Origin of the sequence: Streptomyces sp. KL116D, from assembly GCF_030766975.1 — a bacterium.
Lineage (GTDB): Bacteria > Actinomycetota > Actinomycetes > Streptomycetales > Streptomycetaceae > Streptomyces > Streptomyces longispororuber_A.
Genome location: NZ_JASERH010000077.1, coordinates 1 through 20,245 on the forward strand (window position 1 = coordinate 1; position 20,245 = coordinate 20,245).

At 66.9% G+C, this 20,245-nt stretch carries 18 protein-coding genes and 2 pseudogenes; 15 read left to right on the top strand and 5 right to left on the bottom strand.

Features of this window, described 5'->3' with window-relative positions:
* On the bottom strand, window positions 1–304 hold a 304-nt coding region (locus tag RBJ77_RS30295), incomplete at its 3' end, for a hypothetical protein (RefSeq protein ID WP_372347941.1).
* A 150-nt stretch (window positions 305–454) separates the two neighbouring features.
* On the opposite strand from RBJ77_RS30295, the gene RBJ77_RS30300 reads away from it, so the two are divergent.
* Window positions 455–940 (top strand): ferredoxin, encoded by a 486-nt coding sequence (locus RBJ77_RS30300; RefSeq protein WP_372347934.1) that lies wholly within the window; start codon window positions 455–457, stop codon window positions 938–940.
* Window positions 941–1,891: 951 nt separating this feature from the next.
* Here the strand turns inward: RBJ77_RS30300 and RBJ77_RS30305 are convergent.
* The gene (locus RBJ77_RS30305; RefSeq protein ID WP_372347914.1) at window positions 1,892–2,188 is read right to left on the bottom strand and encodes a hypothetical protein; all 297 of its coding nucleotides are present in this window, start codon (window positions 2,186–2,188) and stop codon (window positions 1,892–1,894) included.
* A 1,797-nt stretch (window positions 2,189–3,985) separates the two neighbouring features.
* Here RBJ77_RS30305 and RBJ77_RS30310 point away from each other — a divergent pair.
* The 5 genes and pseudogenes from RBJ77_RS30310 to RBJ77_RS30330 all read left to right on the top strand — a co-directional run.
* A pseudogene (locus RBJ77_RS30310) lies at window positions 3,986–4,117 on the top strand (Rieske 2Fe-2S domain-containing protein); the annotation flags it as partial.
* Window positions 4,118–4,148: 31 nt separating this feature from the next.
* Window positions 4,149–4,304, top strand: coding sequence for a hypothetical protein (locus RBJ77_RS30315; RefSeq protein WP_372347942.1), 156 nt, complete (start codon window positions 4,149–4,151; stop codon window positions 4,302–4,304).
* Between the two features lie 7 nt (window positions 4,305–4,311).
* Window positions 4,312–4,617 (top strand): hypothetical protein, encoded by a 306-nt coding sequence (locus tag RBJ77_RS30320; RefSeq protein WP_372347915.1) that lies wholly within the window; start codon window positions 4,312–4,314, stop codon window positions 4,615–4,617.
* 68 nt (window positions 4,618–4,685) lie between these two features.
* Window positions 4,686–4,883 carry a hypothetical protein gene (locus tag RBJ77_RS30325; RefSeq protein ID WP_372347916.1) on the top strand — a complete coding sequence of 66 codons (198 nt, stop codon included), beginning with the start codon at window positions 4,686–4,688 and terminating at the stop codon, window positions 4,881–4,883.
* Between the two features lie 526 nt (window positions 4,884–5,409).
* On the top strand, window positions 5,410–6,072 hold the full coding sequence (locus tag RBJ77_RS30330) for an AMP-binding protein (RefSeq protein ID WP_372347935.1): 663 nt from the start codon (window positions 5,410–5,412) through the stop codon (window positions 6,070–6,072).
* A 1,403-nt stretch (window positions 6,073–7,475) separates the two neighbouring features.
* Here RBJ77_RS30330 and RBJ77_RS30335 read toward each other — a convergent pair.
* Both RBJ77_RS30335 and RBJ77_RS30340 read right to left on the bottom strand, forming a co-directional pair.
* Window positions 7,476–7,733, bottom strand: a complete 258-nt coding sequence (locus RBJ77_RS30335) for a hypothetical protein (RefSeq protein ID WP_372347917.1) — start codon at window positions 7,731–7,733, stop codon at window positions 7,476–7,478.
* Window positions 7,734–8,180: 447 nt separating this feature from the next.
* The gene (locus RBJ77_RS30340) at window positions 8,181–8,900 is read right to left on the bottom strand and encodes a hypothetical protein (protein ID WP_372347918.1); all 720 of its coding nucleotides are present in this window, start codon (window positions 8,898–8,900) and stop codon (window positions 8,181–8,183) included.
* 789 nt (window positions 8,901–9,689) lie between these two features.
* Here RBJ77_RS30340 and RBJ77_RS30345 point away from each other — a divergent pair.
* The 8 genes and pseudogenes from RBJ77_RS30345 (at window position 9,690) to RBJ77_RS30380 (ending at window position 16,824) form a co-directional block, all read left to right on the top strand.
* Window positions 9,690–9,830 carry a hypothetical protein gene (locus RBJ77_RS30345; RefSeq protein ID WP_372347919.1) on the top strand — a complete coding sequence of 47 codons (141 nt, stop codon included), beginning with the start codon at window positions 9,690–9,692 and terminating at the stop codon, window positions 9,828–9,830.
* A 641-nt stretch (window positions 9,831–10,471) separates the two neighbouring features.
* A complete protein-coding gene (locus RBJ77_RS30350) occupies window positions 10,472–10,852 on the top strand; it encodes an SDR family oxidoreductase (protein WP_372347920.1) in 381 nt (126 codons plus the stop codon).
* Window positions 10,853–11,101: 249 nt separating this feature from the next.
* Complete coding sequence (locus RBJ77_RS30355) at window positions 11,102–11,299, top strand: hypothetical protein (RefSeq protein ID WP_372347921.1); 198 nt, start codon at window positions 11,102–11,104, stop codon at window positions 11,297–11,299.
* Between the two features lie 612 nt (window positions 11,300–11,911).
* Complete coding sequence (locus RBJ77_RS30360) at window positions 11,912–12,670, top strand: LLM class flavin-dependent oxidoreductase (protein WP_372347936.1); 759 nt, start codon at window positions 11,912–11,914, stop codon at window positions 12,668–12,670.
* A 51-nt stretch (window positions 12,671–12,721) separates the two neighbouring features.
* A complete protein-coding gene (locus RBJ77_RS30365) occupies window positions 12,722–13,123 on the top strand; it encodes an SDR family NAD(P)-dependent oxidoreductase (protein WP_372347922.1) in 402 nt (133 codons plus the stop codon).
* 1,107 nt (window positions 13,124–14,230) lie between these two features.
* Window positions 14,231–14,473 carry a hypothetical protein gene (locus RBJ77_RS30370; protein WP_372347923.1) on the top strand — a complete coding sequence of 81 codons (243 nt, stop codon included), beginning with the start codon at window positions 14,231–14,233 and terminating at the stop codon, window positions 14,471–14,473.
* A gap of 695 nt (window positions 14,474–15,168) precedes the next feature.
* Entirely contained in the window at window positions 15,169–15,522 is a 354-nt protein-coding gene (locus RBJ77_RS30375) for a hypothetical protein (protein WP_372347924.1), read from the top strand.
* Between the two features lie 730 nt (window positions 15,523–16,252).
* Window positions 16,253–16,824: pseudogene (locus tag RBJ77_RS30380) on the top strand (SDR family oxidoreductase).
* A gap of 1,705 nt (window positions 16,825–18,529) precedes the next feature.
* Here the strand turns inward: RBJ77_RS30380 and RBJ77_RS30385 are convergent.
* The gene (locus RBJ77_RS30385; RefSeq protein ID WP_372347925.1) at window positions 18,530–18,961 is read right to left on the bottom strand and encodes a hypothetical protein; all 432 of its coding nucleotides are present in this window, start codon (window positions 18,959–18,961) and stop codon (window positions 18,530–18,532) included.
* Between the two features lie 868 nt (window positions 18,962–19,829).
* Here RBJ77_RS30385 and RBJ77_RS30390 point away from each other — a divergent pair.
* Window positions 19,830–20,024 carry a hypothetical protein gene (locus tag RBJ77_RS30390; RefSeq protein WP_372347937.1) on the top strand — a complete coding sequence of 65 codons (195 nt, stop codon included), beginning with the start codon at window positions 19,830–19,832 and terminating at the stop codon, window positions 20,022–20,024.
* Window positions 20,025–20,245 lie beyond the last annotated feature (221 nt).

Genomic DNA, 20,245 nt, shown 5'->3' on the forward strand with positions numbered 1-20,245 from the left:
ATTGTACTTCGTTCAGTTGGAATGGGTGTTTAACCGTTTTCGCATTTATCGTGAAACGCTTTCGCGTTTTCGTGCGCCGCTTCGAGTAGCGTCGGACATCGCAGGGTGTGCCCATGCATCCGGGAGATCGGGTGTTCATGTCGCGTTTGCCGCCGCCAACCGGGACCCCTGCCGCGTTCTGCCGGACGCCGTGGTACTGGACCGGACTTCGAATCGGCACGTCGCGTTCGGCCTGGGCGTGCACCGATGCATCGGCTCCCACATCGCGAGGATCGAGTTCGACATCGTGCTGCGGGAGGCTCACCCGATGCCGGGACTACGTCGTCGACGAAGAGAACGCCAAGCTGGGTACCGACACGATCGGCATCGTCAACGGCTGGGAGACCATGCCCATCTCGTTCACGCCCGGCCCGCGGTCGGCCGGATTCGACGCCGGCCTGCAGAGGTGGACGACATGCAGGTGCACGTGGACACGAGCCGCTGCCAGGGGCACGCACTGTGCGCGATGACAGCTCCGGAATTGTTTGACCTGAATGACGACGACGGCCACGCCACCGCTGTGGTCGGCACCGTCAGCACGGAACTCAAGCCGAAGCCCGGACCGCCGAAGCCGGTTGTCCCGAACGAGCAGCGATCATCACGGCGGCAGGAAGCGACTCCAGCTGAGAGCCGGCCACTGCTCACCGGGCCTTGGAGATCCGGTGAGCAGTGGGGCAGAGAATCTGAAGGGATTCTAGAACTCGCCCGTTGCCGTAGGGACGATCGCGGCGCTCGTGCGCGTCGCGTCTACATGCCTGCGCCTCACGGCCTGCGGAGGACAGTTTCGCGTCCTCGGACCAGCGTTCAGGTTCCGAACTCTCGCTGGCAGTGGGCTTCAGTTCTCGTGCCCGCCCTGGTCGGCCGGCTTGCATGCTCTCGGCCAGCGGTGCGCCACGCGTGAAGGTGACAACGCCGGTCCCGTGGCATGCGTGCCGGTACCCGAGCCACTGGTCAGGCAGCGCCGGGACAGCTCCAAGCCGTTGTCACGAGAAACTTCTTGCGCGTCTCTTCCCAAGTCCTTCAACCAGTGAAGTCCGCCGGCTCGCGCAGGCCTTCGGCATGCGGCCAATCGACCCCATCACCAAGCAGTCCACGCCCCCTGAGCCGCGACGGGGTCGACGGTGTCGTCCTCCGGGTAGGGGGACCACGCGTCACGTGCTTCTTAAAGATCGTGCTCGGACGCTCCGCCAGCTGACCGCCCAGCCACTGCCCGTTGCGCGCCATGCCGCGACTCTTGTCCATGTGACGGATGAAGTGCGGCACCCACTCGGCACCGTACTACCGACCAGCACGCGGATGTTCGGGTAGCGACCAAACAGGTTGTCGAAGATTAGCGCCGACAACGTGTCGGTGATCGGGCGCTCACCATAGGTGTTCTGCCACTGCCACGCCGAGAACTGGAACGGCGGCACCGACCCCAGCCCCAGTGCAGGGCCACGTTCTCCTGGTAGTGGTACTCGGTGATGTGGAAGGCGACCACCGCACGCGCCCGTTGACCCGCGCCCAGAACGGGTCGAAGTACGGGTCGCCTGGCGATCGGCCGTTGACCGGCCCGGGCGGCAGCATGATGAACCGGCACCTGCAGCCAGCGCGGTCGGGCTTCGCACCACGGCGCGGTCAGGGTGTCCAGCGACAGCAGGGGCCGGTGCATGGATGCGGTCCTGGGTGTTGAAGCCCCAGTCCTCGTCGATCCAGCGGTTGAACGAGGTCAGGTTGTCGTGAGGCACGTCACCGCGTAGGATGCCCAGGCAAACAGACCCCAACCTCCGGGGTACATGATCGACTTTTCGATCTGCTGCTCGGTGAGCTGAATGAGCCTCGCATTCTTGTCCAGTACTCCTTCTGGATCGGCTCATAGAACCGCTCGGGGTCGCTCCCCGGGAGGCACGCGCGCCTCGGCGTCTCGACCAGCAGGCCGGGCACATACCGCCTGGTCGAGGTCGTTCTCCAGCGCGGTGACGATCCGGTCGTTCGCCAGGAGGATCTTGCGTTTCCCGTCCGCCGCCATGATCGGCCGCACCGCGGTGACCGAGGCGATCCCTGGGCGCATGAACCTGGTGAAGCAGTCGTCCGCAGCTCTCGACGAGTGCTGGTCCGAGATCCAGCAGCTTGTGGGCAGTTCCCCGATCGAGTTCTCGATCAGCGCCATAGTCCGAGGTCGCTTCTCGCAGGGCCCTTCCATGCCGCTCTCGGAATCGTAGCGGCAGAAATAATCAGAGAGTCTCTCATCTTGAAGGATGCTTTCAGAGTGCCATACAGCTGGACCGACAGCAACGCCCGCTCGCACACCAACATGTGCTCAACTCGCCTCGCGGACACCGGAGAAGCGGCCAGGGATGCCGCCCACCGGGGCTCCCATGACGTACAGCAATCAGTTAAATGATATGCCTAGGGAAGGGGATATCGCGGAGCGCGTCGGCAATCGACGCCGCCGACGAGAAGAGGGCGCGAATGAGCCATGCAAACAGAACGCCGCCCCCGCAAGGGACTTCGGGTGGCAGGCCACGGTCAGCGCCTTCCAACCGACGCTGGGGACGCGGGTGTCCGGCCGCTCCTGCTTCGGCGTGCCGCCAGAGCAGCTGTAGCGCAGTGGGGCGGCTTCCGCGACGGAGACGGCGAGATCTGCTCGCGCGCGCGTCGCATCCCCGCAGGACTGCCCACCGATGGGCCCGACACCCGCCGCCGACTGTTTCCTGCTCACCACCGCAGGCCCCGAAGACTGGCATGCACCTGCGAGGAGCGGGGCGCCGGATCGGTTTCGCGATTGCGTTTCTACCAAGACACTCGAAGAGGACGGCCCGCGTCCACTGGCGCAGCGACCCGAACGCGACCGCGCTTTGTCCACGTCACCTGGACCCCGCGCGAGTGCGGTTGGTTCCGAAAAGGGCGTCATGGATGTCCACGGCACGCTCCTTCGAGCCCGGCGTGCACTGGTATCTGCCGGGACATGCGCGACGCCGGCGTAGCTGCACTGCGTCGCCAGCATCTTCCTCGCTTGGAAGAGCACGGTCCTCGGCAAGCAGGTACGTGGCCTGAGAAGTCGGTTTCGACCCCATCTACATGCTCCGAAGGCGGCGGGTCTACAAGACCAAGAGTTTACGCCTAGGTCCAGGAGAGAGCTCGAACTCGTCTGGTACCACCTGGGCCACCGTCTACAAGGACGGCTCGCTCGACGCCGGCCGCACTTCCTCTCGGCAGCGACCACTTCGGCTTCGCCATCCTCACCGACAAGGACGGCAACGTCCGCTACACCAGCGACGTCAGCGGCAGGTCGACTACGGCGAGAACGGCTACTGGCAGGAACACATCTCGGCGTACTCCGCCCTTCGGCGAGGAGTGGGAGGTCGTACGAGCCCCGCGGCCCGAATGGTCGGCCTCCGGCAAACTTCCCAACCCGCAGGTCGAAGGCCGCTGGCGACGCGTCGGCGATCACGCCGCGAGGCACCGATGTGTGTGTGGTTCGCCTGGAGGCCGAGCCGCGGGCACGGTAATCGCCCGGTGAGACCGCCTTGCCGGCGCCGGCGAGAGCGACTCAGCGTCGAGACCGAGAAGTTCTGACGTCGCGCGAACGCCGCTGCGCGAGCCACCGGCCGGGTCCACCGACCTGCCATCGCCAAGGCGGTTTCCCCGACGCCGACAACTGTCAACCATGCAAGCCCCTCGACAAATACTAGACCATGGTGGTCCCATTTAGATGCGGTAGGTCCCACCTCTATGCGATCCCACCCCCGCCGGGCGCGCACCACCCCGTACGGGAGCACCCGCAGATTTCGATGGAGAGATCAGATGAAGCCGGTCCCGAACCAGTCCCCCATGCCCCACCACGACATCACCGGTTGGTTCCAGGTCGCCTGGTCCGCCGAGAGTCGCCGTGGGCGAAAGTGAGCCCATGCACTACTTCGACGTGAGGAAATGATCGCCTGGCGCGACAACGACGGCGTGGTCCATGTCCAGAACGCCTTCTGTCAGCACTCGGCGCGCACCTCGACACGGCGGCACCGTCACGGAGGACAACTGCATCCAGTGCCCGTTCCACGGCTGGCGCTGGGATGCCGACGGCCGCAACAAGCTCATCCCGTACCAGGCCGACCGGCCCAACAAGGTCCGCCGTGATCCAGGTCCGGCACGTCCGGGAACAGAACGAGTGCATCTTCATCTGGAACGACGCACTCGGCCGCGATCCACTGTTCGACATCCCGGACATCTTCGGTGGGATGTACGACGAGAACAGCACCGCGGACGATTACTACCCGCGCGTACCCTGAAGGCACGATGCTCCGCTCCGAGATCAACCTGCACCCACAGTGGGTCATGGAGAACGGCGTCGACTTCGCCCACTTCCAGTACGTCCACAAGGCGGGCAGCCTGCCGAAGCTCGTCCGCCAGGAATTCCGTGCGTACGACTCCGTCACCGAGGTCGAGATGACCTTCGGCGAAGGTAAGGCCCCGACGGCACTTACCCCGAACGGCGCGATCAAGGGCGGGGTCCGCTCGCGCTCGATCGGACTCGGCATCGGTTCGGCGCTGTTCTGGGGGCGCCGACACCATGCGCACCTGGGTCTGCGTGACGCCGGTTGACGCCACCCATGCCACCCTGCGGTCCACGGTATGGCTGCCCAAGCGCGACCCCCTCTGACGGTCCCGTCGTGCCCGAGAAGCTCGTGAAGCGCATGGGCATGGCGAACCGTCAGGTGGAGCGGGACTTGCAGATCTGGCAGAACCAGATCTACCTCGACCCGCCCGCGCTCGCCTCAATGGAGAGCAAGGGCTACCGCCAGCTTCGCTCCTGGTCGAAAGCGCTTCTACCCGCTCGACCACCCGAGCGAGGACCAGAAGGCCATTGAGCAGGCACAGGGGCGAGCGCGTCCAAGAAGGTCGTCGGCGAGTCCGAGGAGAGCGTGCTACTCCCGCCTGACGACGCACGGAGCCCCTGACAAACGGGGAGCAGAAGTCCGACGACGCCCCCGCACCGGTTACCGGTGCGGGGGCGTCGTCGTGTGCCCACCCCTGAGACAACGATCACTGCGGGCCCCAGCTCCGAACTCTCGCACAGACACTTGTCCCTCTATCCGCTATATGATTCGGTTCATTGTCCGATGCTTAAGCATGCTCGGACGAGGAGTGAAACCGACGCCGACCGATCGGTGACGCGAATCGCACCAGCGATCGCCTTGGGACATCCGGCCGACTACGTCAACCGCAAGGCCCACAGCTACAGACGCGGCGAAGGACCGGCCAGCCCCACGGAGCCCCTCGTCCACCCACCAACGGCTCCGACAGCGAAGCCCGCTCGGAGCCAGTCCGCTTGCTGGGAGCTGCAATGAAGCTCGATCCCTGGGGAATCCCGCACACCGCATTCCGGACGACGTCCTGCGACTCTGGGCGGACAGGGGGCGGCGACCGAGATTCCTGGTCGACGAAAGCGATACGCGTCTGACCTACTCACAGGTCGACGACATCGCCGGCCGCCAGGCCTCCGCGTTCAGGGATCTCGGTGTCGGCAAAGACGACTCGGTCGCCGTGTTCATGGACTCTTCCGCCACCCTGGGCGCCACCGCGTTCGGCATCAACCGCGCGGGGGGCGTTTGGTCACCTGTCGACCGAGTACCGCGGCGAGTGGCTGCGCGAGCTGCTGCTCGCGGTGAAGTCCAAGGTCCTGGTCGTGGACAGAGGTGCTGTTGCCGAGATCTTGGCTCTCAAGGATCTACCGTTCGAGCACGTCGTGGTCAACGGCGGCCCCGCCGACGAAGGCCTGCCCGGAGCCACGATGCACGAACTCGAGTCGTTCACCAGCTACGAGCCCTTCCGCGGCACGATCGACCGGCACCACGGCGACACCAACTCGATCCTCTGGACGTCCGGCACCACCGGTCCGTCAAAGGGGTCATGCAATCGCACGCGGTGTGGATGCTCTGGGCGCAGCGTCACAACGAGGTGTACCGGAGGCGGCGTGCGCGAAGGACGAAGTTCTACTATCCGATGCCGATGTACAACTCCGGCGGCTGGAGCATGTGCGTACCCCCGCGCTACTGACCGGCACGACCGCCTGCCTGGACAAGCGCTTCTCGGTCAGCGAGTTCTGGAACAGGCTCCGGCACTGCGGCGCTAACCACCACCATGACGCTGGGTGCCATGCACGTCTACCTGTTCAACGAGCCGCCGAAGGAGGACGACGCGGACAATCCGTTGCGCACCATGGTCATGCTCCGATCGTGCCGACGATGATGCGCCTTCATGGAGCGCTTCGGCGTCGAGATCATCGGCGGCGGCTTCGGCCAGTCGGAGATCGCGGGCGCCACGGTCTAGCACCTCCGGCATGCCCCTGAAGTCCGGGTCGAGCGGATACACCACCAACGACGACCCAGTGAGACCAAAATTCTCAACGCTAGACGACCAGGAGACCGAGGTCGATGAGGTCGGAGAGATCTGCGTCCGCCCCCGCGTCCCCTTCGCAGTCTTCAACGGTTACTACAACGAGCCGCACAAGAGCCTCGAGACCTTCCGGAACATGTGGCACCACTCGGCGACCTCGGCCGCCGGGACGCCGACGGCGAAATCTTCTTCGTCGACCGCAAGAAGCGACTCTGCTGCGACACAAAGGGCCGCAACACGTCCACGTTTGAGGTCGAAGCACATCGCGCGACAGTTCCTGGGTCCAAAACGCGGCGGCGGTCGGCGTCCCACCCCGGACGTGCAGTCCTGAGGAGGAGTTGATGATGCCGTGCTGCTCCGTGAGCCGGGCAAGGAGGTGGAGCCGCTTTCGAGTTCTGCATAGTTCATGGACGCGAACGCGCCCTACTTCTTCGTTCCGAGGTACGTGCAGGTCGTCGACGAACTCCCGATGACGCCTAATGAACAAGATCTCCAAGTACGTTCTCCGCGACCGGGGGCATCACGGAAACCACGTGGGACAGAACACCGGCTCCGGCGGATGGCGCCCACGCGACCGACCGGGAAGAATAGGCCGGCCGCCGCGATCGCCTGATGCGCCGAAAGAAGCCGCAGACATCGCCTGAGACGACGATGGCGATCGGTCCTGGCCCCTAGCGAACAGCCAGAACCGATCTCTATGGGCGGACGCACACGATCGTGGCCCGGATGCCTCACCGGCACCCGGGCCTCACTCGCGAAAGCCCTGCCACGGGAAGGCAGCGGCCCGCACTCTCTCTCAGCCCGTCACATACCGGAGAATCTTCCGAACGAGCGTGCGGCGCCGCAGGGTCCGGCGGACGCCGACCGGCCGACGCGGACGTGCGGGACCAGCAGAATCCCCACCAGAGCGTCCGCCAGCAGGGCACGATCGACGTCAGTCGGCGAACTCACCGCGCTCGACAGCCGCCTGCAGCACCTGGTCGATGCGCGCCGCAGTCGGCCAGATCACCTGGTTCTGGAAGCGCTCCACCAGTACGGGTGGTCGCGCGCGTCCGTGAAGATCCTCATCTGCAGGTCGTACACGGAGGGCCCAACTGCTCGGCGATCATGTCGGCCACCACGAAGAGGTCCTGTTCGAGGACGCCCGGGAGACTCGGCAGTTCCGGCAGTTCCAGACTGTCGAGCGCGTCGACGATCAACGTGTCCGCGTCATGCCAGCGCAGAAGCAGGCTGGGCCGGGAGACCCCGGCCCGCTGGGCGACACCGCGCATGCTGAAGGCGGCGACCCGTTCCGCCAACTCGTCCCGGGCAGCCTGAAGCACTCGTTCCGTCCACCGAGGGATCCCCTCGGCCTGCCCGCACCTTCCCGCGCCCACCGGCACTGTCACGCGGCTGCGGTTCCGACGTCCGCTCGGCGTCGCCCATCTCACTCCCGGGTTCATTCTTGCAGCTTGAGTACACAGACCTTGACCGGCTCGTCCCCGACACACATGAGCTGACAGGTCACGTACGTCGCCATTCGCGACGTCCTCCTCCTCGAGCAGGTTGTTCCCCTCCATCTTGACAGTGCCGGAGGGACAGTTGGCGATACACGTGCCGCAGTCGCCGTCCCCGGCACATGTAGGGCACCTCGATCCCGAGGACAGCAGGTGGTCGACGAGAGTGACCCTTCGGCCAGTCGACCCTTTTATGCACCTCGCCTTCTGATCTCGACCTCAGTCGGCACGGCGTCGCCGATTTTGACGGGCGCCACGGCCACGGGTGCGGGCTCAGCGAACGGGTCCCCGGACAGCGATGTGAAGACCTCGATGTGGATCTCCTTGCGCTCCCGCCTCCGGGCCGCCGTCCAGGCCGACCGACCGCCTCCATGAAGGGGCCGGGGCCGCAGACGAACGCGTGCCGGCCCGTCGCCGCCCCGCGAGCCGCACCAACTCCTCGGCCTGCGGCGGGCCGTGGAGCGGCTCCAGCCAGTGCCGCACCGAGAGCTGTCTGGGAACTCTGGCCGCCAGGTCGCGCAGTTCCGCAGCGGCGATGACGGACTCCGCGTCCCGGTTCGCGTAGAACAGCTCGATCGACCCCGTGCCAGTACTGAGCACGGACTTGGCGATCGCCAGCACCGGCGTGATGCCGCTCCCTCCGGCGAGTAGCAGGAGGTCCTGGTCCCAGCGAGGCGGGCGTGAACACCCCAGCCGGAGGCGGCACCTCGATCTCGGCACCGGCGGCGTGTTGTCGCACAGCCAGTTCGACGCATAGCCGCTCGCGGTGCGCCTGACGATCACACGGGTCGGCTCGTGGCGATCGGCGGAACTGGCGAGCGAGTAGCACCTCGCGACCGACCCGGTCAGCTCGCTGGGCACCCGAAGGGTGAGGTACTGGCCTGGCCGGTGCGCGGGCAGTTCCGGGTGCCCCTCGAACACGATCGACACCGCGTCCTCGGTCTCCCGCACCACGTCCGCCACCCGCAGCAGCACTGATTTTGCTTGTGCCATCACGTGACACACCACCCTCTCTCCGTACTGTGCTTATTTTTATGCCACGCCGGGACAATATCTCACCCCCAACGGCCGCACAAGCGCCCGGACGCCGGCAACCGTTACGCCCGGACCACTACAGCCGACATTTACTCACGTACAATTATTCAACTGAATGACCCCTAGGCGGCGGGAAGTCAACTACGACTGGAAGGCCGCCGTGCCGGCGCGGACAAGAAACACGCAGGCATGAGCACCCCCAAGGGACACCCTCCTGTCACCGGCACGAGCGGGCCACTGGGCTCGGCGGTGCGCAAGCAGGCGGCAGCGGGCCGCCGGGGCCTGGTCCGCGCACAGGCGGACACCGACGCGCTCGGCGGGAAGCCGCTCCCGGCGACATCGCTGATCCGGACTCGCTCACCGAGCCGTTCGAGGGACGTCTACGCGGCCGTTCACTCCGCCGCCACACCCGGAGGCCCCTGGTCCACTGCGGGCGAGGCGAACTTCGAGTCGGTCAACCACCAGGGCTCGATACACGTCCTGGACACACAGCGCTCTCAGGGGGCGCCACGACCGCGCCGACCAGTTCGCCAGTCTCACACCTTCGTCACAGTCATCGAGCGCACTTCGGTCGGGGCCGGCCAGACGCGGGCTTTCGTGGTGTCTACGGAGCAAGTTGGCGATGTACCACGAGAGCGTGCGGCGGGTACGCGCACCGCACGCTGCACGGGGAGCTCACCGAGTACGCGAACTCCACGCCGAACTGACCCTGGTTTCCCACCGGCGCGGGCGACCAATCTGGGGGCGATGAAGGTGTTCGCCGAGCAGAACTTCCTGCGCCCGCCCGATCCCGCGGCGATCAACAAGGCGCTCCGGGATCACGCTGCCCCCGCTACGCAGGACGTCGAGGGCACAGTCGCCTGGATGCACAAGGAGGGGCTGCTATGACGAGCGCGCAGAACAGAATCACGGTCGAGGACCGCATGGCGATCCACTGAGCTGCTCGGGCTGTACGAGACACCTCATCGACGAACGTCGCTTCAGCCGGGCGCACGAGATCTTCACCGACGACGCCGTGTACGACGTCTGGACCCGGCGAGCGGTGCACCACGGCACTGAAGATCGTCGCCCCAGTGAACACCACGGACACCCACCCCCGCCCACCACCACCATCGACGTGGTGGTCACCCAGGACACCGTCGGAGCCGTCCACGCCGTCTCCAAGGGCCCTCGGGATGGGGCGGCGAGGGACGCCGTCGGCAGCGTCACGTACCGCGACGTGCGGCGCACCTGCGTGGCGCATTGCTTCCCGGACGGCCGTACTGCGCCGCCCGGGAAGCATTCCGCCGACTTTCACTTGACACGGATAGCAAATTAGTTGGGATCAATGATATCTATAGCTTGTTTTCGCGGACGCCCACCCCCGGCGGCCGCGCCGACTCGACTAGGAGCGGTATGGGCGAACGACTTGAGGGAAAAAGTAGTCCTGGTCACCGGGGCCGGGCAGGCCGGCGGGCACCGCCTTGGCTCTAGCCAAGGAAAGGTGCGGCGGTGGGCCTGGCCGGGCGCACGTTGGCCAGCGCGAGGCCGTGGCCAGCGAGATCGCCGACCTGGGCGGCAAGGCCATTCCACTGCTGTGTGATGTAGCGGACCGGGCGCAGGTCGACGCCGCGGTGGCCGCCACCGCGGAGGCCTTCGGCGGACTCGACGCGATCGTGAACAATGCTGCGGTCGGGGCGCAGAAGCTGCTGGCCGACCTCACCGACGAAGAGGTCGAGAAGAGCTGGCGCGTGGAGACGATGGGCACGTTTGTACGGCATGTAAGCCGCGCTTCCGCACCTGCGCAGAACGGCGGAGCGATCGTCAACCTTTGGTTCCACCACAGCGATCGAGGGCAACGCGTCCTTCGGCGCCTATGCGATGTCAAAGGAGGCCATCCGCGACCGTCGCGCGTGGCCGCCCGCGAATAGGGCCGGTACAACATCCGGGTCAACGTGGTCGTTCCCAACGCTCTCCTCCCCACCCAGCCAGGAATTCGCGAACCAGCACCCGAGCGCTTCCGAGCGCATGCAGAGCCGTACTGGCGCTGCGCCGGGTGGGCGATCCGAGCTGGACATCGGCCGCGCCGTCGTAGCCCTGGTCATCGACGACCTCGCCTCACCTTCACCGGGGACACCCTGATGCTGACGGGCGGTGGCTGAGAATGGACGCCGCACGTCTTGCTCCGCATCGAGGCGCGGCAGGAGATCGGCCAGATCCCGATCCGGTACGCGATCGCGGTCGACTCCCGCGACATGGAGGCCTGGGCGAACCTGTTCGTCCTGGACGTCTCCGCAGGTCGCCGGGGCAGGGACGAGCAGCCCTGCGCACGTACATCGGCCCGATGGTCGCCTGGTTCTACCGCTCGATCCACCTGATCTGCGGACACCAGATCGAACTCGGCCCCGACGTAGGCGAGGACGGACCGACCACGGCGACCGGGAAGGGTCTACTGCCGGGCCGAGCACGAGGTCGGCGACCGGTGGATCGTGATGGCGATCCGCTACGAGGACGCTCTACCGCAAGGTCGACGGCAAATGGCTTCTGAGGCGCGCAAGGAGCGGTACTCGGTACGCCGCCGACCACCTGGAGCGCCCGCAGATGGTGAACTTCGACAGCTGGGACGAGAACGGCCAGAAGCCGAGCCTGCCCGCGCCCGAAGGCACCTGGGAAAGGTTTTGGGCCGACGCCGACGTGGGCGCCGTCACTGCCAGTCCGCTGTCCTGGAGCAGCGGGCCCGGAAAGACGACTAGGGAGAGACATGGACGTCGGGTTGTACTTCGACCTACCGCAACCCGGGCTGGCGCGCGGATTGGAAGCGGCTCACTCGTTCACGCTGGAAGCCCGTGAAGAGGCGGACCGGCTGGGCATCGATTCCCTTGGTTCTCCGAGCACCACCTGTTCGACGGCAGGGTACCTCCCGCAGCCGCTGACGTTTGCGTCGGCGGTGGCGGCGCGCGGCGGCAACCCGCATCGGCACGGCCGTGCTGGTGGCACCGCTGCGACCGGCGGCGCAGATCGCCGAGGAAGCGGCAATCGTCGATCTGGTGAGCGGAGGACGCCTCGACCTCGGCCTCGGCACGGGCTACCGACCGCCGGAGTTCGATCTCTACGGCGCCTCGATCGCGGGCCGCTACGGCGTGACGGACTCCAGGGCCCGGGACATCCGCGCGCACTGGGGAGTCGGGCAAGGTGCTTCCTCCGCCCGCCCAGGACAGGCTTCCGATCTGGATGGGCTACCAGGGTCCCAAGGTGCACCGCGCAGGTGTGTGCTCGGCGAGGGCCTGCTCTCGGCGAACCCCAACTGGTGGAGCCTACGCGAAGGTCTCATCGCCGGCAGGCCACGACCCGAGCTTCCGCCCGGATGGCCGGTGCCCTCTACGTGTGGGCCCACGGACGGTCGGAACGGGGACCGGCCCGCCGTGCGCGAGACACGTGCGGTTCCAGAACGACTCGCAAATCCGCAGGTGCCATGGTGGAGAGGAACGGACCAGCCGGTCCCGCCGCCCGTCGATCCCAGAGAAAGATCAGAGCATCGAATCACCACCAGCTTCACAGCCTCCTGCTGGCACCAGCCGGAAGAGGCCGCTGCCAAGGTGAAGTGGAGTTCATCAGACGCTGGTGTCCACCGTGAAAATTTCTGGGCGCGTCCCTTGCATGCCGGAAGAGATGGTCATGCGCCAGGTGCGGACTCGTGGCCGAGGACCCTCGCTCTCCACTGTTGCGCGACTGACCGCCTCCGGGCGTGATCCATTGGTGGATCAGCCGTGGCCCGGAACAAGCAAGGAGGTGCGGATCGGATGACCCGGTTCGTCAACAACGTAGTAGTCGTAACGGGCGCGGGCGTCGGCATCGGCCGCGCGTCGGCCATGCGTCTCGCGTCCGAGGGCGCCTTCGTGGTCGCCAACGACCTGCGTGAGGAGAGGCCGCGCAGAGCACCGCGCAGGCGATCGTCGATGCGGGCGGCCAAGGCGAGAGGCCGCGCCGGGCAGCGTCGTCGAGCCCGGCTCGTCGACGAGCTGTTCACCAAGACAGCCGAGCGGCACGGTCGGCTGGACGTCGTCCACAACAATGTGGGCCTCTGCGGCGAGCGCGGCAGCTTTCCTCGACGTCGACGACGAGGACTGGGCCCGCGGGCGTCGAGCTCCAGCCTCCGGGTCGGTGGTTCCGCGAAGATTTGTCCACTTGCGGTGCGGCGCTGAAAGAGTCATGAAGGACCCAGCGGCGGCGCGATCGTCAACACCGGTTCGGCCGCGGGCCTGGGCAAGCACCCCGGCACAGTGCCGTACTACGGCATCAGCAGAGTCCGCGTGATCATCCAGCTGACGCGCGAGGCCGCGGTCGAGGAGCGGCCCGCTTGGACGATCCGCACGTCAACACGGTGATCCCGTCGGTGCGCACCCCCGCGTTCGAGCACCTGCCTCGAGGGTGAGAGGCGAGCGTTGAGCGTTACGCCAGCTGCGAATCCCGCTGCCGAAGAATCGCCGACCCGTCGGACATCGCCTCCGCTGTCGCGTTTTCTCCGCCTCCGTCGACGCCGCGGCCATCACCGGCGTCGCGCTGCCGGTCGACTGTGGCATCAGCGCGGTGCTCTACCAGCCCAGGGTGGACTGACGCCAGTCCACCAGTGCAGAAGTCCGCCGGGCGCGAACCATGCCCGGCGGACTTCACGTTGTTGTCTCGGCGGCGTTCGGCGTATCTCACAGCCGCTACAGGGAACGACGCTCCACCCTACGGAGAGTGGTTCACCTCACGCAAAGATCTAACCTATTGTTGTATTGAGCGTCGGTGTAACGCGACTCTCCTGGAGGACAGACGTGGTCAACCGTCAGGGAATTCCGACCGGACGCAGGTGGCACGGTGGGTGCGGCTTTCGGCGAGCTGGAGCCGATCGAGGCGGTCAGCGCATCGCTGAGACAGCCCGGAAAGTCCCTGTCCAACGTCCTGGACCAGGTCATGACGTCTTATGCGGACCGTCCGGCGCTCGCGGTACGCGTGCCCGGACCGCACCCCGCTTCGACACCACCAGCTACCACTTGCACGCTCTTGCGGGCCGGCGCGCTCGCGGCGGACTTGTATCACCACTCCCGTACCAAGGGTCCGGCCCGGCGAGCTGGTGTGCACCCTCGGGTTCACCAGCGCTGATTACGTTACCGTCGACCTGGCGTGCGCCAGACTGGGTGCGGTCGTCGTTGCCGCTGCAGCACAGCGCCGCCGCCTCGCAGCTGGCGCCCGTCGTCCGCCGAGCACCAGTCCCCGCGTACTGGCGACGAGTCTCGAACAGCTCGGCACCGCCGTCCGAATGCGTCATGGACAATGCCGACGTCCGCGCAGGCTGCTCCGTCTTCGACTACGACCCGGCCAACGGGGACCAGCGCATCGGTCTTCGACGCCGCCGCGAACCGTCTGCGCGAGTCGGCCTGCACGATCGAGATGACCTGCTGTCCGCCAGTTTCGAACGCGGGGCTGCGCTGCCGCCGACGCCTCCGGTCGCCGATGACCCCGACGCCCTGTGCCTCCTGGCCTGCGCACCGGCAGCACGGCTCGCCTAAGGGCGCATGCACACCGACCTCCTGGTCGCCACCCTGTGGCGCAGTACCGAAGCTCCGGCAGCGGGCCCGTAGTGTGTCAGCTACCTCCCGCAGAGTCACCTGCCGGGCGAATCGTCCTCATGGCTACCTCGCCGCGGGCGGCAATGAGCTGCTTCTGTCTCCTGCAGTGACCTGTCCACGCTGTTCGACGACATCGTGGAGGCAAGGCCGACTGCACTGTGGCCCGTGCCACGCGTCCTGGACATGCTGTTCCAGCGCTACTCCGCCGAAGTGGACCGCCGCGCACCTCGGCGAGCGACCGGGCCCGCATCGAGGCGGAGGTCAAGAACGAAGCTGCGCGAGAAGGCGCTCGGCGGCCGGGTGAGGCGGCCGGTACCGGTTCGGCCCCGTGTCCCCGGAGATCGCGTTCGCCGAGGAGTGCCTCGGCGTCCTGCTCCACCACGGTTACGGAATGACGGAAGCCGGCGGAGGCGTCCTGTCCAACCGCCGCGTGCGCCGCCCACCTTGTACGGGCGTACCGGCTCGCAGACGTTCCGGAACTCGGCTACTTCAGCCAACTCGACACCCTGCACCCCCGCGGCGAACTGCTGCTCGACACCGGAGACGATCTTTCGGCAGCAATACAAGCGGCCCGAGCTGATGGCGTCGGTCTTGACGAGGACGGTTTCTACCGGACCGGCGATATCATGGCGCAGGTGGGGACGACGAGCTGGTCTACATCGACCGCCGGACGAAGTCCCTGCTGTCCCAGGGCGAGTTCGCCGATCTCCTGGCTGGAGTCCGCCTACGCGACGAGCCCGCTGATCCGCCAGATCTTCGTTTATGGAAACAGCGCACGCGCCTATCCGCTGGCAGTCGTCGTCCTCACCGACACGTTTCCGCGCAAGGCGTGGCGACACAGAGCACGCCTGCGCACGGCACTGTATGAGTCCCTGCGCACAGTCGCGCGCGAGTCACAGCTGCAGCCGTACGAGATCCCATACGCGACTTTCATCGTCGAGACGGAACCGTTCACCATGGAGAACGGCCTGCTGTCCGACATCCCGTGAAAGCTGCTCCGCCCGCGCGTGACCGGAGCACTACCGCGCGACCGCCTTGAACAGCCTCTACGAGAAGAGCTCGCCGAGCAGCAGGTAGGAACGAGCTGCAGCAAATTTCTGCGCTTCGAGCAGGCCGCGACGAGCCCGCACGCGACCCCGGTGCTGCGCGTGCGCGCGCGCGACGCCTCGGCGCTACCGATCCGGCCTCGACTCCAATGATCGGCTCCATCGACCTCGGCGGCGACTCTTCGCCGTCCGCGCTGTCCTTCGCTTCGCCTGCTCGAAGAGATCTTCGAGGTCGAGGTAGCGGTGAGCACGACGTCATCAGTCCCGCCAACGATCTTGGCGAGCGGCCGACACCATCGAGCGTGCGCTGGTCACAGGGCTCAATCTGCGGGCTTCGCCGACGTGCACTCCCCGGTTCCGGGCGGGTGCGCGAGCCGAGCGACCCTTGGACGCGTTCCTGCCCCCGAGGTGCTCACCGCGACCGACAAGCTTCCGGAACCAGAGCACGGACGTGCGCGGTGCTGATCACCGGCGCGAACGGCTACCTGGGTAGGTTCCCCTGTTTGGACTGGCTGGAGCGGATGGCGGCACGGGGGCCGCGGGACCGTGGTCTGCCCGGTGCGCGGCGCCGACGAGGACGCGGCCCGCGCCAGGCTCGACGCGGCCTTCGACAGCGGGGGATCCCGCGCTGTCCCGGCGATTCCGTGAACTCGCCACGCAGTACCTCGACGTCATCCCGGGCGACCTCGGCGAGTCCGGGCTCGGCCTGGCCGACGCGGTGTGGCACCGTCTCGCTGCGGACGTGGACCTCATCGTGCACCCGGGTGCACTTGTGAACCACGTGCTCCCTACCAGCAGCTGTTCGGGCCCAACGCGTCGGGCACCGCCGAGCTGATCCGGCTCGCGCTGACGACCCGTATGAAGCGCTTCGTCTTCCTTTCGACCGTCGCCGTCGTGGCACACCAAGCCGCCACGGCCGATGAGGACCGCGATATCCGGGAGACCAGCCCCGTCCGCGACTTGAACGGCGATTACGCCAACGGTTACGCGAACAGCAAATGGGCCGGCGAGGTTCTGCTCCGGGAGGCCCACGAGAAGCATGGTCTGCCCGTGTCCGTATTCCGGTCGGACATGATCCTGGCGCACAGCGGCTATGGCGGGGCAGCTCAACGTGCCCGACATCTTCACCCGCCTGCTGTTCAGCCTCGTCGCCACCGGCATCGCCCCGCGCTCCTTCTATCGCGGCGGCATCCAGCCGCGCCCACTACGACGGATTGCCGGTCGACTTCACCGCAGCAGCCGTGACAGGCCTCGGTGAGCAGTTCACGTCCGGTCACCACACATTCAACGTGGTCAACCCGCATGACGACGGGATCTCGCTCGACACCTTCGTCGACTGGCTCACAGAGTCGGGCAGGCCGATCACCCGGGTCGACGACTACCACGACTGGCTGGAGCGCTTCCCTGCAAGGCTCTGCAGGCACTGCCCGAGTACCGCAGGCGGCACTCGCTCCTGCCCCTGCTGCACGCTTACGGCAGCTCCGGCCGAAGCGACCGGGGGCGCCATGGTCCCTGCTGAGCGGTTCCGCGCGGCGGTACAGGATACGGACCTCGGGTGGGACGGAGACATCCCCACATCGGGCCGGAGCTCATCAAGAAATACCTCACCGATCTGGAGAGCCTTGGAATCCGAATCTGAGCACGCCCACTGGTCTTCAGCCCGGTCCCGCACCACATCCGATGTCGATCAGCCGCGAATGCAAGATCGAAAACCGTGTCATCCAAACAAAAGAATGATATAGCTGTTCTGACGGATTACTCACGCGTCCGACACGGTGGATTACCTCCCACAGCGGAACGTCGCTCGTCGGACGAGTAGAACTTCTACACTCGGGATGGATCGCGGTGACACAACTTGTGGACGGCGTGCAGCCGCTGGTGATGAATGTGGCGGGCATTGAGCTGTCTGGCCTCGCGGCCGAGCCCGCAGGGAGTCCCCCGCGGGCTGGTCTTCGCACTGCACGGTGGCGGCTCCCGCGCCGCGTACTTCCACTCGCCGGTGGACCCCTCGGGGGTCGCTCCTCGGGATCGCGGCGGCCCTCGGATGGCAAGCCGTGGCACTGGACCGGCGGATACGGGGCGTCGAGGCGGCGACGCCTCGCCCGGCCTTGACGTACCGAAGCAAGCGAATCTGCTGCGGCAGGCGATCACCCAGCTCCGTGGGTCCGAGCCGCTGCCGGTCGTCCTGGTCGGCCACTCGCTCGGCGCGGTCACGGCGCTGCACCTGGCCAAGCTGTTCGACGAGACCCGGGACGGCAACGAGTTGGTGGCACTGGCGCTCGGCGGAGTACTCGCTGGCCTACACCGACGACCAGTCGGCCGGGATGCTTCTCATGGACACGACCAGCACAGTGGTGCGGCGCCCGCCGGGTCCGCGCCCGACCCCGGCAACCGGCCCGGCCCGGCCGGCACCTGGCCGCAGACGCTTCTTGGCGAGCTGAAGACCGTAGTTTGGCCCGGTCCCGTCCGCGGAGTTCGAGGACGCGCGACCGCCCCGCCCCACCGCACGGAAGCTACTCAGCGAGATGACCGTGCCGGTCCAGGTCGCCGTACCGGAGTTCGAGACCACGATGGAGTCGGCTCAAACCGTCCTCGACGCGGCTCCGCGCGGCGCTGGAGGGCGTGGGCGACTCGGAAGTCATCCTGGTGAAGGGTCCGGGCACAACCCTGTCGTTGACCCACCAGGCCCGCGCCTACCACCTCCAGGTACTCCCGCATTCGCCGAAGCCACCGCTAGCTGCGCGAGCGGAACATCGCCTCGCCTCGCGAGTTGAGTTCACTCTGCCATACGCACACGGCCCGGGCCCTCGGGTCCGGGCCGTGTGCGCATGGGCCTCATGTAAACCATCGAGACCGGGCGGCGAGCCCGTCGCGTGTTCTCGCGCAGCTCGCCGCCGGTGATGGGCCGTTCTGTCCTACGGTTCAGGGACGCACCCTGGCGGGCACCGTCTCACCCCAGGCCATGTGCACCACGGGACTCGAGTCTCCCCACCCGCTGGATGATCCCTCTCCTGCTGAGGGTTGGGCAGCGGCCTGAGCCCCATGCGACCCAGCTCATGGGGCTTGCACCCCAGGCCGTGCCATCAAGGTCGTAGTGGATACCGGTGCGCCAGGCACCGTCCTCCGTGAGGTCGATCCGGCCCGTGACGTTCCGCAAAGGAGATCTCGCCAAGCTGGAGGAGACGACGCCCACACCGAACGACTTACCACTGAGGAGGAAGTGACCGACCTCGGTGGTGCCGTCGTCCCACCGCGTCGCCCACGAGTACCAGGACGTGTACTGCGCATCGTGCAACGGGTCCTTCTCGACGTAGAGCCGGCCGCCCGGGTACATGTACGCCTCCTCCCAGAACATGAAGCCGCGCACGGACTTGCCCAGCACGGTGCCCCTCGACCTCCCAGGTCTGGGTGAGGTAAAGCAACGCCGCCTTCGGGGCCGGGCAGGTACCACTGCAGGGCCGGGCAGTTGCGCGGCCTCGACGAGGTCGAGCACGCCTTCCTCGGTGTAAGAGAAGGTGTCAGGGGTCAACTCAAGACGCATGCCGCGCCTCGGCGTCGCCGCTCGGCGCCGAGAACCGTACGCCGTCGGGGAAGCGCCTCGCGTCGCGCGAGGTCGCTAGGGACTGCGTCCTTGGGCTCGCGTCGCACGCGCAGTTCGCCGGTCGAAACACCCCTCGGCGTCCACCGTGGACATCACAATGAGGCGACCACCGAGGGCCGCGGCGCTCACCACTGCTCTCGGCGGCGAGATCGGCACCCGGCGTGAAGCGACGCATGAGGGAGAACATCGTCCCGTCGGCGCGCGCAGGGTCCCCCAGACGTACCCGGCCTCACGAACCAGGCCCATGATCGGTGCATCGGACGCCCATTGCGCCGGGTCGATCTGCCGGGCGGAGGCGAGCGCCGCGGCGTTCAAGTCACCCGTCACCGGGAGTTCGTCGGTCAAAGATGCAGCCACAATGCGCTCTCTCGTCTCGCCGCGCGACCTCGCGCCGGGTACACAGTGGACCAAAAGCGCCGCCCAGGACGCTCAACCACTGGACACGTTAACAGTTATATTATTGAGTTTCTAGGCGCACGCAGACGCCCCACAGTCGCCGCCAGGAGAGCAACCATGCCCGAAACTCCCTTCAGTGCCGCCAAGTCCAATCAGGCTGCGATCGTGATCGAGCCGTCCGGATTGGTGGTCACTTTCGCGGGAACTTGAGGCGCGGTCGAACCGGGCTGCACACCTGTTCCGCGCACGCGGACTGGAGCGCGGTTCCCGTATCGCGATCCTCGCCGAGAACCGCGCGGAGTACCTGGAACTAGCCTGGGGACGCACAGCGGTCGGGGCTCTACTACGTGGGAGTGAACGTGCACTCACTCCCGCCGAGGCGCGGAGTACATCGTCCGCAACAGCGGAGCGAGCCTGGTCGTCGCGTCGGACACTCTGGGGGAACTAGCCGACGAGGCGCTGGCAGATCCCGAACTCGCGCCGGCCGGGCGGCTCATGCTCGGCACGCCCCGTGATGGCTGGGAAAGCTACGAGAGCGAGGTCGCACATCTGCCGGAGACCCCATAGCCGATCAGTCCGAGGGCGACTTCCTCCTCTACTCCTCCGGTACCACCGGGAGGCCGAAAGGCATCGAACGGCCCTGCCGGAAGGGGCCATTGGGCAGCGCGC